This window comes from Leptolinea tardivitalis (assembly GCF_001050275.1).
In the GTDB taxonomy this organism is placed as follows: domain Bacteria; phylum Chloroflexota; class Anaerolineae; order Anaerolineales; family Anaerolineaceae; genus Leptolinea; species Leptolinea tardivitalis.
In genome coordinates this window covers 92602-106010 of record NZ_BBYA01000012.1, presented here as the reverse complement: position 1 = coordinate 106010, position 13409 = coordinate 92602, and the positions used below count along the sequence as shown (strand labels likewise).

10 protein-coding genes are annotated in these 13409 nt (G+C 50.8%); 7 read left to right on the top strand and 3 right to left on the bottom strand.

Annotated features, from left to right (window positions below; translation table 11 throughout):
* Nucleotides 1-116: 116 nt before the first annotated feature.
* Nucleotides 117-2639 (bottom strand): methyl-accepting chemotaxis protein, encoded by a 2523-nt coding sequence (locus LTAR_RS14730; RefSeq protein WP_062423039.1) that lies wholly within the window; start codon nucleotides 2637-2639, stop codon nucleotides 117-119.
* Nucleotides 2640-2830: 191 nt separating this feature from the next.
* A complete protein-coding gene (locus tag LTAR_RS14725) occupies nucleotides 2831-3934 on the bottom strand; it encodes an SGNH/GDSL hydrolase family protein (RefSeq protein ID WP_062423038.1) in 1104 nt (367 codons plus the stop codon).
* Nucleotides 3935-4229: 295 nt separating this feature from the next.
* Between LTAR_RS14725 and LTAR_RS17660 the strand changes: the two genes are divergently transcribed.
* The 7 genes from LTAR_RS17660 to LTAR_RS14695 are packed head-to-tail and all read left to right on the top strand — an operon-like array spanning nucleotide 4230 to nucleotide 12376.
* Nucleotides 4230-4313, top strand: coding sequence for a potassium-transporting ATPase subunit F (locus LTAR_RS17660; RefSeq protein ID WP_139044594.1), 84 nt, complete (start codon nucleotides 4230-4232; stop codon nucleotides 4311-4313).
* Entirely contained in the window at nucleotides 4313-6034 is a 1722-nt protein-coding gene (gene kdpA / locus LTAR_RS14720) for a potassium-transporting ATPase subunit KdpA (RefSeq protein WP_062423037.1), read from the top strand. Before LTAR_RS17660 ends, kdpA begins: the two co-directional genes overlap by 1 nt.
* Nucleotides 6034-8139 (top strand): potassium-transporting ATPase subunit KdpB, encoded by a 2106-nt coding sequence (gene kdpB / locus LTAR_RS14715; RefSeq protein WP_062423036.1) that lies wholly within the window; start codon nucleotides 6034-6036, stop codon nucleotides 8137-8139. Before kdpA ends, kdpB begins: the two co-directional genes overlap by 1 nt.
* Before the next feature lie 15 nt (nucleotides 8140-8154).
* Nucleotides 8155-8409 (top strand): hypothetical protein, encoded by a 255-nt coding sequence (locus LTAR_RS14710; protein ID WP_062423035.1) that lies wholly within the window; start codon nucleotides 8155-8157, stop codon nucleotides 8407-8409.
* Entirely contained in the window at nucleotides 8406-8984 is a 579-nt protein-coding gene (gene kdpC, locus LTAR_RS14705) for a potassium-transporting ATPase subunit KdpC (protein WP_062423034.1), read from the top strand. The genes LTAR_RS14710 and kdpC overlap by 4 nt, the downstream gene beginning before the upstream one ends.
* 4 nt (nucleotides 8985-8988) lie before the next feature.
* Nucleotides 8989-11661: a DUF4118 domain-containing protein gene (locus LTAR_RS14700; RefSeq protein ID WP_062423033.1), complete on the top strand. Its 2673-nt coding sequence runs from the start codon at nucleotides 8989-8991 to the stop codon at nucleotides 11659-11661.
* A 25-nt stretch (nucleotides 11662-11686) separates the two neighbouring features.
* On the top strand, nucleotides 11687-12376 hold the full coding sequence (locus tag LTAR_RS14695; protein WP_062423032.1) for a response regulator: 690 nt from the start codon (nucleotides 11687-11689) through the stop codon (nucleotides 12374-12376).
* Nucleotides 12377-12380: 4 nt separating this feature from the next.
* Here the strand turns inward: LTAR_RS14695 and LTAR_RS14690 are convergent, their stop codons facing one another.
* On the bottom strand, nucleotides 12381-13406 hold the full coding sequence (locus tag LTAR_RS14690) for a hypothetical protein (protein ID WP_062423031.1): 1026 nt from the start codon (nucleotides 13404-13406) through the stop codon (nucleotides 12381-12383).
* Nucleotides 13407-13409: the final 3 nt, after the last annotated feature.

Sequence of the window (13409 nt, the reverse complement as noted above, 5' to 3'; positions counted from 1 at the left end):
AAATGAAAAGTGTTTACCGGGGTAAATGTTTATACAAAAAGCCAGTTACAAATTTTTCGAAATAAAAGCCGCCCGTGGAAGGAACACCACAGGCGGCTCTATCGTTTTTTAATCAACTACAGTTTGAAATTTGCGGTAGAGATCTGCATTTCGCGGGCGATCAAACCCAACTTCTGGATGGACCCGGCCATCTGGGCAACCTTCTCATTGACTTCAATGGTGGAGGCGGCAATTTCTTCGGATGATGCCGCATTCTCTTCGCTGAAAGCCGCCACCGATTCCATGATTTCCAGCGTGTTGGAGGCATTTTGACTGATCTCTGCCGAAGAGGCGCTGTTTTGTTCGATTACGGCGGAGACCCGTTCGATGGCTGTATTCAACGATTCCATCACGCTAACCATGTCAGAATTAGCCTTGCTGGCTTCCGCCGATTGAGACTGCATTTCCGCCGCCGAGGTGACGAGTTTTTCCAGTGCCTCTCCGGAACTGGCAGCCAGGCTGCTTCCCCTGGTCACTCGTTCGATGGCAGTCTGCATAGACGTTACCGTTTCAGCAATGTTTTTCTGGGTATTCTGAACAATGGTGGCGATTTCGCGGGTGGCTTCGCCAGATTTTTCCGCCAATTTACGCACCTCACCGGCCACCACAGCAAAACCACGTCCCTGTTCTCCAGCGCGGGCGGCTTCAATGGCGGCGTTTAATGCCAGCAGGTTGGTCTGATCGGCAATATCGCGGATAGTCTCCACAATTTCACCGATCTGCTTGGAATACTGATCCATCAAGCGGATGGAACCGGCAGACGTTTCCACCGCCTGTTGGATGCTGCCCATCTGATCCAATGCCTGTCGGACAGAGGCGGCCCCTTCACGTGCCACCTCAACAGAATGGTCTGCTGTTCTGGCTACTCTTGAAATAGCTTCAGAGGTTTGCTCTACGGCTTTGGAGATTTGCATCGAAGCGGCTACGGCGCTTTCCGCCGCCTGCGATTGTTCCACAGCTCCGCGATTGATCTGCTGGATGTTATCCACAATGGTTTGTACACTATTGTTGGCCCGGCTCATCATAGCCGCTTCATCATTCACCGACTTGGTGATCTGCTGGATGGTGATGGCCACTGTGTCTGTGGCATGCTGGGCATCGCGTGAAACCGTATTCAGAATCTCGCTGGCCTCCAATAATTGGCGGGCGCGGTCTACCAACATCAGCATCAAACTTCGCATACTGCTAGTTTCGGCATTGAATGTGGCAATGGGGACACCCTTTGCCACCAGCTTATTGATGGTTTTATTGATTTCAGAATCAGCAACCATAACCCCGATGGCATCGTAGCCGCTGGCAGCCAGTTTCTCGAGGAATGGGCTGTAGATTTCAGATGAAACGGAAATTCCATGTTTGGTACGAGTTCCCGGCGGCAACAGCCAGTCAGCTTTCGCATTAAACGCTTTCAGTTCTTTAGAGGCAACTTCAACACCTTCACGGACATCATCAAAAAAGGCAAAATCTGCGCCAACCATGGCAATCTTGATGGGTTTATGGTTGGCATTCGGCAATGCTACCGGCCGGTGGGCAATGGCTTCTTCAGATTGAAAAGCTCCCTGGCCGATTTTCCAATATTTATTCAGGTTTTCCCGGTTGACAATATCCGGTTTAATCAACAAACGTTCCACTTGCGGAGTCCACCCGCCGACCAGATGATTGTACAGATGCACAACTGTGTCATATCCCTGGGCAAAGGGATTCTGGCAGACACTGACGGATATTGCACCATCCTGAATAAGCCGGGCAATTTCATCGGAAAGGTCATGGCTGACGATCTTGATCTTGCCTTCCATTCGGCTCTTTTTGACGTAGTGAACCATTGGCATGAACGATTCGATATCCGTCCCATAGAAACCGGCCAGATCCGGATGCTGATCAATCACGGATTGGATTTCTGCAATGATCTGATTTTCATCTTTTCCCGAGGAATCAAGAATATAAACAATTCGAGCCCCGGGGAAATTGGTGGTCAGTGATGTGGTAAACCCGTTAATGCGCAATTTCAAATTATCTTGATGCAGTGCGCTGGAAACCATCACCTTCGCCCGGCTGCCCACCAGATTGCCCATGGCATCACCGGCGGATAATCCTTCCTGAAAGGAATCTGTGCCTTTATAGAACATTCTTTTACAGGGCTCGTCAGTGATCCAGTTGTATGACCGGGCACATTCGCGCAGACTGGAGATGATGGCATTCATGGAACTCTGGAGATTCCGTCCGCGGGCGACTGAATCAGACAGATCTAAAAGCGGTGTTTCAATATGAACCCGATGGGTGAGGTCGCCAGTGGTAAGCGCAGAAAGGGATGACGCCAGTGCAGGGGTATCGACCTCAGCCAGTGAGACACTCATCGAGATGAGCTCTTTGGTTTGTGCGTCTGTTTTCCGTTCGTTTGCCCGCATGACCAGGCAGCTGGCAGCCGACCCCGCTGCTCCGAGGACGATCAAAATTCGGGCAGCCCATATTGTGATACTGTTCAGGGAATCAGATACCAGCGTTTTTTCGAGCAAAAATAGGCCAAAAATTGTGATGAAAATGCAAAGCACGGCCAGGACGGCTGGAATCCTTCCAGCGAATAGAGATACTGAATCTTTTTTCATCGCAGATGTTTTCTCCATCTCCATATCGCCCCTTTGTGTAATGTATTCGTGCAAACGCCAATGTACAGCGTCTGTTGTTAATCAGTATAAATACTTTCAAAAATGTAAGAATGTATTGAGTTTCGTTTCTTTTTGAAACAAATGTAATTTATATTTTTTTTACTATTGTTTGGTTTTGGTTGTTTTTACCGTTATTTTTTATCGCATGGAATACAGGTAAGTTTTCCCCCGATAACCGCAGCCAGATTGGCTTCTGCCTTTGGTGTGAGATGAATTGCGCTGTTTGTAAATTGGTCCATGGGGATCAAATCCCAGGCATCCAGATAGGGCCAATCAGACGAGTCGGTCAATTCCTGCAGGTTTGTACGGTAGGCATCGTATACCCAGCGGGGGTAATAAAAATTGTAACGAATCTGGCTGTTCTCGCCATTGGAAATCAATATGGGTTCGTTTACCAGTAGAACCGGTATGCCTGACCGGGCGGCCAGATCCATACCCTTTTGAAGAACATTCCATGAAAGCGCTGATTTAAGGTCGCTGCCCGGTTTCAAATCATAGTAGGTGTCGTCCGCTTCCAGGTCAATGTCCGCCGGGGTGAAATGGTCCGGGTAATCCTGGTCAACTCTGGTGGCTGCCCAGGGGATGCCGTAAAGCTGCAGCCGCGCCCAATCAGCAAATTCACGGCGGCGGCCAAAGAGAGTTGTACCCCAGAAGGAGACCGGCTCTTCTGCGGCCTTGCCGGAACCTCCCAGAATAGGTTCAACCAGCGCCCGGTTGTTTTCTGCCAGCGGGGAGGCGTATTGTTTATTGACTGGAAAGGCTTCGAGTGTGGTGACCCAGATCACCAAATCTGGCTTTTCCTGCATGGCGCGCTGCAAGATCAATACATCTTTGGTCAGGGAGATGGTCGGGTATCCCAGGTTAAAAAACCGCACCGGTTTCCCGCATTGCTGCAGGGATAGAGCGTTCAAACGCCCGGTCAGGGTTTCCTCCGGTTTGAGCAGTGTTCCCCAGACGGACGAATCTCCCAGTACGATCACACGATATTCCTTCCCCGAATTGGCTTCTCCTTCTATTTCGTGCGATTGAAACATGGCCTCCAGGTTGTAAAGGCTTAAGTTATAGGAACGCTGAGGGGTTTCTCCAAAGGGAAATCGCGGCCTTCCGGGAACCAGATGGTTATAGATGGAAAGCTGACCGAGTGAACTGGCAGGAATATCGCCAATGATCACGGTCAACATCAAGAAGATCACCAGACCTTTGAAGGCTACATTGCGCAGGAAGGAAAATTTCACGCCCGGAATTATACGCGATTCGGGAGGTTCTCCATGATTTCGGTATCCCTTTATTCATCAGGCTGTTTCACCATGCCGGATCGTTCCCTGATCATCGGGAGAAGGTTAATTTATAGATCTTTTATTCAAATAGCAGAATCCTTAACACAGGATTAACACCGGCAGGGATATAAAACAATTGATGAAACACTAAAGGAGCCGCCATGAATGATGTCATCATCCTGGGTTTTTTTCTTTCTATTCTTTTTCTCACAGTTGCCTTTTTCCGTTTATTGGAAAAATTGAAGGACACAAAATGATGTACTGGATTATTGGCATTATCGTGGCCGCTGCCCTGGTGTATCTCTTTATCGCCCTGCTCAAACCGGAGATTTTCTAATGACTTTCATCGGCTGGCAGCAAATCTTATTGTATTTTATCCTTGTGATCCTGCTGGTGAAACCGGTGGGGATCTACCTGGCGCGGGTATTTTCAGGTGAAAAAAACCTTCTCTCGCCGGTGATCCGGCCGGTTGAAGCTTTTTTTTACCGGTTAGCCGATGTTTCCGTAGAAAACGAAATGGATTGGAAAGAATATGGCAAGAGTGTTCTGGTTTTCAATATTGCCGGGATTATCTTTCTTTATGTTATCTTGCGAATTCAACATCTTCTTCCAGTCTCCCTTGGTGTCCCAGAGCCGCTCTCCCCTGACCTGGCCTTTAACACAGCCGTCAGTTTTGTCACCAACACGAACTGGCAATCGTATTCGGGCGAATCAACCCTGGGGATCTTTTCTCAGACAATCGGGCTGACCGTTCAGAATTTTCTATCGGCAGCCACAGGGATGGCCGTTCTGCTGGCGTTTATCCGGGGATTTACCCGCCGGCAGACCAGTCTGCTGGGCAATTTCTGGGTAGACCTGACCCGCAGTGTTCTTTATGTGCTGCTGCCTCTTTCCATCGTACTGAGCCTGTGCCTGGTCGGGCTGGGCAGTGTACAGACTCTGCAGCCTTCCATTTTGTTCACCACGCTCGAAAACCACGCGACGCAATCCATACCAGCCGGTCCGGTAGCCTCTCAGATTGCCATTAAACATCTGGGTACCAATGGCGGTGGTTACTACAATGCAAATGCCGCCCATCCGTTTGAAAATCCCTCTCCGATGTCAAATCTGCTGCTCATGCTGGCAGAGACGGTCATCCCGTTCTCGTTGACCTATATATTTGGCAGGCTGATTGGAGATACCCGTCAGGGTTGGGCAATTTTAATCGTTATGTTGATCTTGCTGCTCCCCTTCACCGGGTTGGCCTATGCCAGTGAATCTGCTGGAAACCCGATCCTCCAACACCTGGCAGCCCCAACCAGTTCCACACCGGCGGCACCTGCCGGGAATATGGAAGGCAAGGAAGTCCGTTTTGGCGTGGCCACATCATCCCTGTTTACCACATTGACCACATCCACCTCATCCGGGGCTGTGATCAGTCTGCATGATTCCTACACGCCGCTGGGTGGAATGGCTGCCCTGGTTTTGATGGAGCTGGGTGAAGTTGCTCCCGGTGGAATTGGCTCCGGATTATACGGTATGCTGGTTTTTGTGCTGGTGGCTGTATTCATTGCCGGTCTGATGGTGGGGCGCACACCCGAGTATCTGGGCAAAAAGATTGAGCCATTTGAAATGAAAATGGCCGCCCTTCTCATCTTGATCATGCCGCTTCTGGTACTTTCACTTACAGCGTTGGCAGTTTCAACTCAAGCCGGCCTGTCTGGCATCACCAACCCCGGGCCGCACGGATTCAGTCAGGTGCTGTATGCCTTTTCGTCAATGGGGAATAACAACGGATCGGCATTTGCCGGAATATCCGCCAATTCACCTTTCTATAACCTGGCCGGGGCTTTCATCATGTTTGCTTCCCGATTCTGGTTGATTCTACCCACCCTTGCCCTGGCCGGTTCACTGGCAGAAAAGAAAAAAGTCCCGGTGGGAGCCGGAACACTGCCCACCACATCCCCGTTGTTCATCATCTGGCTTGTGCTCATTGTTCTGGTGGTGGGTGCTTTGAACTTTCTCCCTGCTCTGGCGATCGGTCCGATCATTGAGCACATCATGATGGCAGGTATGTAATGAAACCCACAGCAACCCTTCATATATCAAAGAAACACATGCCCGGTCTCATCCAGCAGGCTGTCTTTGATGCGTTTATCAAACTGAACCCTTTACGCATGATCCATAACCCGGTTATGTTCATCGTCGAAATCGGCAGCCTCATCACCACCCTCCTGTGGTTGCAGGCGTTATCTGCCAGGGGGGAAGCTCCGGCCTGGTTCATCGGTACAATCGCCGCCTGGTTGTGGTTCACTGTTCTGTTTGCCAACTTCTCGGAAGCGCTGGCGGAAGGCCGGGGGAAAGCCCAGGCTGAAGCCTTAAGGAAAACACGGCAAGACACACAGGCAAAGCGACTTTCCAGTCTTCCCAAAGGACAGACCAAACCGCAGGATTTTTCTCTGACCGTTTCCACAAAACTGCGCCGCGGTGACATGTATCTGGTCGAAACCGGCGATATTCTTCCATCAGACGGTGAAATTGTTCTGGGGATCGCATCGGTGGATGAAAGCGCCGTCACCGGAGAATCCGCCCCGGTGATCCGTGAAGCCGGCGGTGACCGCTCGGCAGTGACCGGTGGCACCCGACTGCTTTCTGACTGGCTGGTTGTCAAAGTGACCTCCGACCCCGGTGAAGGTTTTTTGGACAAGATGATCAACCTGGTGGAAGGCGCAAAACGATCGAAAACACCGAACGAAATCGCCCTGAATATTCTGCTGGCCTCGTTCACCATCATCTTTCTGGTCGTCTGCGCCACACTGCTGCCTTTCTCAATTTACAGCGTCAATCAGGCGGGTCAGGGCAGCCCGATTTCCATCACCATCCTGATCGCCCTGCTCGTTTGCCTGATCCCCACCACGATCGGTGGATTGATTTCATCCATTGGCATCGCCGGGATGGACCGCCTGATCCAGCGGAATGTGATTGCCCTTTCCGGCCGGGCTGTGGAGGCAGCCGGTGATATTGATGTTCTCCTTCTGGATAAGACTGGAACCATCACCCTGGGAAACCGTCAGGCGGTTGAATTCCTGCCTGTGCACGGTGTAAAGGAAGTGGAACTGGCAGAAGCCGCCCAACTGGCATCACTCGCCGATGAGACTCCTGAAGGCCGCAGTGTGGTCATTCTGGCAAAAGAGCGATTCAATATGCGTGGACGCACTTTTTCTTCTTCAGGTGAATACCCTGAAGGCATGAAATTCATGCTATTCTCAGCACAAACCCGCATGAGCGGCGTTGACCTCGACCATACCCGCATTCGCAAGGGCGCCCCCGATACCATGTTCGATCTGCTGGAAACTAATGGAGGATCCGTCCCTGCGGATCTTAAAACCATTGTGGAAGAAATTGCCCATGCGGGTGGAACTCCCCTTGTAGTCACTAAAAATGAAAGACCTTTGGGAGTGATCCATTTGAAAGATATTGTCAAAGGCGGGTTGAAAGAACGTTTTGCCCAGTTGCGCAAGATGGGAATCAAGACGGTGATGATCACTGGCGATAACCCGTTGACAGCTGCCGCCATTGCCGCCGAAGCCGGGGTGGATGATTTTCTGGCGCAGGCCACCCCGGAAAACAAGCTGAAATTGATCCGCGAATATCAGGCAGACGGCCGTCTGGTAGCCATGACCGGTGACGGCACCAACGATGCCCCCGCACTGGCCCAGGCAGATGTGGCTGTGGCCATGAATACCGGCACGCAACCTGCCCGCGAAGCCGCCAATATGATCGACCTGGAATCCAACCCGACCAAGTTGATTGAGATTGTTGAGATCGGCAAGCAGCTGCTGATGACCCGCGGTTCATTGACCACGTTCAGCATATCCAATGATATCGCCAAATACTTTGCCATTATCCCGGCAGCTTTTGCCAACACCTACCCGCAGCTCGGAATATTGAATTTTATCGGTCTGTCTTCCCCGTATAACGCCATACTCTCTGCCGTGATTTTCAATGCCATCATCATTGTGTTGTTGATCCCGCTGGCTCTGAAAGGGATCCCTTATCGGGCTGTTGGTGCGGCAAAGTTGTTGCGAGACAATCTGTTGATCTATGGTCTGGGCGGCATCATTGCTCCGTTTATCGGTATCAAATTGATTGACCTTTTCCTGGTCTTATTGGGTATTCACTGATCGGCAGGACACATCATGAAACTCCAGCTGTTTATCTCCAAATGTATGTTCTGGATGACCATTCCTGCTGTGGCCGGTCTGGAGTATTGGGAGCATTTTTTAACGATTTCCAACCAATCCCATCTATTCATTCAGGCTGCTGTCCTTCTGTCCACCTGCCTGTGGGTAATTTACTGGGACAGGCATATTTTCAGGCTCAATTTGCAGAGAGCTCTGGAGAAAGAAAACCAATTTTCTTCCCGGCAGGGGAAGGAGAAAATTTCAAAATGAACTGGCGAATTGTCAAACAATCCCTCGTATTCCTCTTATCCTTTGCAATCCTGACGGGGTTGGTCTATCCGGCTTTGATCACGGGAATCGCACAGGTGGTTTTCCCCTGGCAATCCAACGGAAGCCCGGTTAAAACAGCCGGTGGTGAAACCATCGGACTGCAGAATATCGGGCAATCCTTCACAGGCCCGGCATATTTCTGGAGCCGCCCATCTTCGACCGAAGGCAGTCCATACAATGCCGGGGCATCCGGCGGATCCAACTGGAGCGCCCTTAACCCGAAACTAAAGGAAGCCGCCAGCCAGCACTTGATGGATCTTGAGGACGGAAACGGGTCAATCAGCCTGTCTGTCCCCATGGATATGCTCACATCTTCGGCCAGCGGTCTTGACCCGCATATTTCTCCGGCGGCGGCATTAATTCAGGTGAGCCGGGTGGCTCGCGCCCGCGGGTTGACGGAAGAACAGGTCCGCAATCTGGTGTATAGTCATATTGAAAACCGCGATTTTTACCTTTTGGGAGAACCGCGGGTAAATGTACTGCAATTGAACCTGGCTTTGGATGCATTGAAATAAACCCATGAACGAAAACGAACGGCCTGATCCAGACGCGCTTCTGGCAAAAATACAATCCGAAGAACAACAAAAAGCTTCAGGAAAATTGAAGATTTTCCTGGGGTATGCCGCCGGTGTGGGAAAAACCTTTGCCATGCTGGAAGCCGCTCAACAGAGAAAAGAACAGAACATTGATGTTGTCATCGGGCTGGTGGAAACCCACGGACGCAAGGATACGGAAGCCCGGCTCGCAGGGTTGGAGGTCATCCCGAGAAAACAGATCAACTACCACGGTACACGTCTCACAGAAATGGACCTCGATGCCATTCTGGAACGCAAACCGCAGTTGGTGATTGTGGACGAACTCGCCCATACCAATGTGACTGGTTCGCGTCATCCCAAACGACATAATGATGTAGAAGAATTGCTCTCCGCCGGGATTGATGTTTATACATCCGTTAACGTCCAGCACTTTGAGAGTATGAATGATATTGTCCGTCAGATCACCGGCGTGACCGTGCGTGAAACAGTTCCGGATAGTCTGCTGGACGAAGCCAATGAGATAGAGGTGATCGACCTCCCTCCCGATGAATTGATACAGCGGCTGAAGGAAGGGAAAGTCTATATCCCTGAGCAGGCCAGCCGCGCCATCGAGAAATTTTTCCGCAAAGGTAACCTGACCGCTCTGCGTGAGATCAGCCTGCGCCGGGCGGCCGAGCGGGTTGACAACCAGATGCGCACCTATATGCGCGACGAGTCCATCTCCGGCCCCTGGCCGGCCGGAGACCGCATTCTGGTGTGCATCAGCTCTCATCCGCTGGGTGAACGCCTTATCCGCGCCGGACGCAAACTCTCAGATGATCTGGATGCCGAATGGATTGTCGCCTTCGTTGAAACCCCGGGTCATACCCATATGCCAGCAGAGAACCATGACCGTATTATTCGAAATCTCAGTCTGGCGGAACAATTGGGAGCCCGCATTGAATATCTCTTCGGGACAACAGTAGCCCGGGCGGTTGTTGATTTTGCCAAAGCCAATAACATCACTAAAATTATCGCCGGGAAACCGTTGCGTCCCCGTTGGTTTGAAATTCTTCGCGGCGGTTCAGTGGTTGACCAGATCATCCGGGAAAGCGGCACAATTGATATCTATGTGATCAGCGAAGAACATAGTGAACCCGTCTCATTCACCCCGTCGACGAATTTCTTTCGATGGAAATGGGAAAATTACCTGAAAAGCATTTTGCTGGTAGGGATGGTAACAGCGGTCAACGCGATGTTTTTCAAAGAGCTGGAGCCCACCAATCTGGTCATGTTTTACCTGGCATCGGTGGTGATATCAGCTCTGTACTGGGGCAGGGGCCCATCCATTCTGGCTTCGCTGGTCAGCGTTCTGACATTTGACTTCTTTTTTATTCACCCCCAGTTCAGTTTTGCGGTAACGGATACCGAATATATCGTAACGTTTGTGGGTCTGCTAAGCGTAGGCCTCATTATCAGTTCGTTTGGCTCCCAGGTGCGCGATCAGGTTGACCAGCTCCGCAAACGGGAAAGAAATGCCCAGGCGATCAACGCCATGAGCAAAGAACTCACGGCAGCCGTAAACCTTGATGGTGTTTTGAATATCGTCGAGAAGAAGCTCAGTCAGACCTTTGATTGTAGTGTCGTCATCCTTCTTCCTGATGAAACATCTCTGCAGATTAAAAAGGCTTCCACGGATTTCGTACTGGAGCAGAATGAAAATGCCGTAGCCCGATGGACGTATCAAAACAGGCGGGTAGCCGGGATGGGAACGGATACCCTGCCCGCTTCCACGATTCGCTGCCTGCCATTGATAACCTCGCGCGGTATAGTGGGTGTGCTGGGATTAAAACCCCTGAACCACAACCATAAGGTTTTCTCCAACGATCGGATGCTGCTGGAAAATTTCACCAACCTGGCAGCGCTGGCTGTAGAGCGGGCCATTTTTGCCGATCAAGCCAGCCAGACTGAATCGTTAAGAGCTACAGAACGCCTGCAATCTGCCCTGTTAAACTCGATCTCACATGAACTTCGCACTCCTCTGGCTTCGATCATGGGTGTATTGACCAGCCTTGAAGATGATGAAAATGATGAAAACGGCGATAAGATGAACCGGGATACCCGGATTGAACTGATTCGATCCGCTGCCGGCCAGACCCGGCAGTTGAACCGACTGGTGGGCAATCTGCTGGATATGACCCGTCTCCAATCCGGCACCGTCAAACTGAACCGCAGCCCGGTGGATGTGCAGGATTTAATAGGTGCCGTTCTCAACCAGATGGAAAACAGGCTGAAAAATCGCCAGATTGACATTCAGATCCCTGAAAATTTTCCGGTCATTCACATGGATATGGTGCTCATTGGACAGGCTTTGGTCAACCTGCTGGATAATGCGGATAAGTTTTCCCCGCCCGAAAGACCTATTTCCATTCTCTGTGAACACGATAGCAATTATGTCAGAATCAATGTTGTGGATCACGGTGCAGGTGTTCCAGAAGAAGAACGGGAAAAAATCTTCGATAAGTTCTATCGGGGCAGCACCACCGGGACATCCACAGGAACCGGGTTGGGTCTTTCCATCTGCAAGGGAATTGTGGAAGCCCATCAGGGTAGAATATGGGCAAAGAATAATCCCGGAGGAGGATTGACGGTCACCATTTCTCTTCCTTTAACATAATGAGCTGGCAGGGAGTTCTTTACGAATGACAGACAGCCTGCGAATTCTGATAGTTGATGATGAAATTGAAATCCGAAGGTTCCTCAGGGCAACCTTATCGGCCCATGGAAATACCATTTTCGAAGCCAACTGCGGTCAAGACGCCATTGAAATGGTCGTGAACCGTCGACCGGATCTTCTAATTCTCGATCTCGGTTTGCCAGATTTGGATGGTGTGGAGGTAACGCGGCGGCTGCGGGAATGGAGCCAGATACCCATCATTATCTTATCGGTGCGCAATCAGGAACAGGACAAGGTTCAGGCGCTGGATGCTGGCGCTGACGATTATCTGACCAAACCTTTTGGCGTGGGGGAACTCATGGCACGCATCCGCGTGGTGATGCGCCGGGTTGTCACCCCGGAGGGAACATCCACCTATTCGGTCGGCGGTTTACAGATCGATTTGGCACGTCACCGGGTGAACCTCGCGGGTCAGGATATCACCCTGACTCCCACCGAATTTGACCTTCTTAAAACCCTCGCACAAAATTCAGGCAAAGTGATGACCCACCGGCAGCTCATCACACAGGTCTGGGGAACCGCCTATGAAGATGAAGACCGGCTCCTGCGGGTGAATATTGCCAACTTGCGTCGAAAACTGGAAAGCAATCCCTCAAAACCCGAATACATCCTCACGGAACTGGGCGTGGGATACCGGTTAAGATCGCTCGAATAAACCTTCAGGCCATCTTCAGCTCTTTTTGAAAGAAAACATCAAGCCGCGCTTCTGTTACATCAACAAACCTGACAAGGCATGGATCCTTCAACCGGTCCAGAATTAACCGGGCTCGGGCGATCATTTCTTTGCTGCAGGTGTAGGTGTCTCGAATGTGCTTTTGATCTTCCCGAAGAATCCGGGCGGTTTTTCCGGGATCATCGTGAAGATTGAGGTATTCAACCCCCAGCGTCACATAGGAATAATGCCCGTTTGCCAGATCATCTTCCAGATCATTCCAGTCATCAATCATCTGAATTGCCGCGCCAAAGAGTAAAAATACTTCCCAGTAATCATCCACCAGAGCGGCTTTGCCAAGTCTCTCCAGGCTGAGCATAAAAGGGGTGACAGAATTGGCGCCTTTGGCTCCAAGTTCTTCCGGTTTGTCCAAACGATATGGACTGGCCACACCTCGCATGGATTTTTCCCTGATCTCTGCTTCCAGGAAAAGTGTGCGCATTCGCTGCATGATATCCAGATTCACACGAGAAATTCCAAAGATTCGCAAGGCCAGGGTTTCATATTCCGAAATCAGAGCCTGAGCCGTCAGAATTTCCACCGGTGAGGGAGACCGGCTGTCTACATTGACATCCAGGATGCCATAACCGGCTACAGCATAGACACCGGCACGTAAAATATCGACAAAATTTTCCAGCAGCTCATCAAGCCCTTCTTCGTCCATCCACACCGCCAGAAAGGCAAACACGGGATAGGCATCTTTGAAATATTGGAGTCGGTTACTCTCCCACGTTGTCACATCCAACCCGAGCGGGGCGCTAAAATCACGCAATACCTGTTTTGCCTGATCATCCAACCCCTTGAATGCAGAGAGAAGCCCGATATCCACTCTCGCATTCTGCAGCCAGGATACAAACGTGGTTTGATTGACCAGGAAAGGCGCCATGATGGCCGCCCAGAAGGCTTCCCTGTTGCGATGAAAGACCTGTAGTATTGCCGGGGCGAACTTTTCAAATGCCGTTTTTTGTGTCATTTT

What these genes read in the sequence shown, in the direction of transcription:
- LTAR_RS14730 (WP_062423039.1), bottom strand. Translation starts at nt 2,639, where the DNA reads ATGAAAAAAGATTCAGTATCTCTATTCGCTGGAAGGATTCCAGCCGTC.
- LTAR_RS17660 (WP_139044594.1), top strand. Translation starts at nt 4,230, where the DNA reads ATGATGTACTGGATTATTGGCATTATCGTGGCCGCTGCCCTGGTGTAT.
- kdpA (WP_062423037.1), top strand. Translation starts at nt 4,313, where the DNA reads ATGACTTTCATCGGCTGGCAGCAAATCTTATTGTATTTTATCCTTGTG.
- kdpB (WP_062423036.1), top strand. Translation starts at nt 6,034, where the DNA reads ATGAAACCCACAGCAACCCTTCATATATCAAAGAAACACATGCCCGGT.
- LTAR_RS14710 (WP_062423035.1), top strand. Translation starts at nt 8,155, where the DNA reads ATGAAACTCCAGCTGTTTATCTCCAAATGTATGTTCTGGATGACCATT.
- kdpC (WP_062423034.1), top strand. Translation starts at nt 8,406, where the DNA reads ATGAACTGGCGAATTGTCAAACAATCCCTCGTATTCCTCTTATCCTTT.
- LTAR_RS14700 (WP_062423033.1), top strand. Translation starts at nt 8,989, where the DNA reads ATGAACGAAAACGAACGGCCTGATCCAGACGCGCTTCTGGCAAAAATA.
- LTAR_RS14695 (WP_062423032.1), top strand. Translation starts at nt 11,687, where the DNA reads ATGACAGACAGCCTGCGAATTCTGATAGTTGATGATGAAATTGAAATC.
- LTAR_RS14690 (WP_062423031.1), bottom strand. Translation starts at nt 13,406, where the DNA reads ATGACACAAAAAACGGCATTTGAAAAGTTCGCCCCGGCAATACTACAG.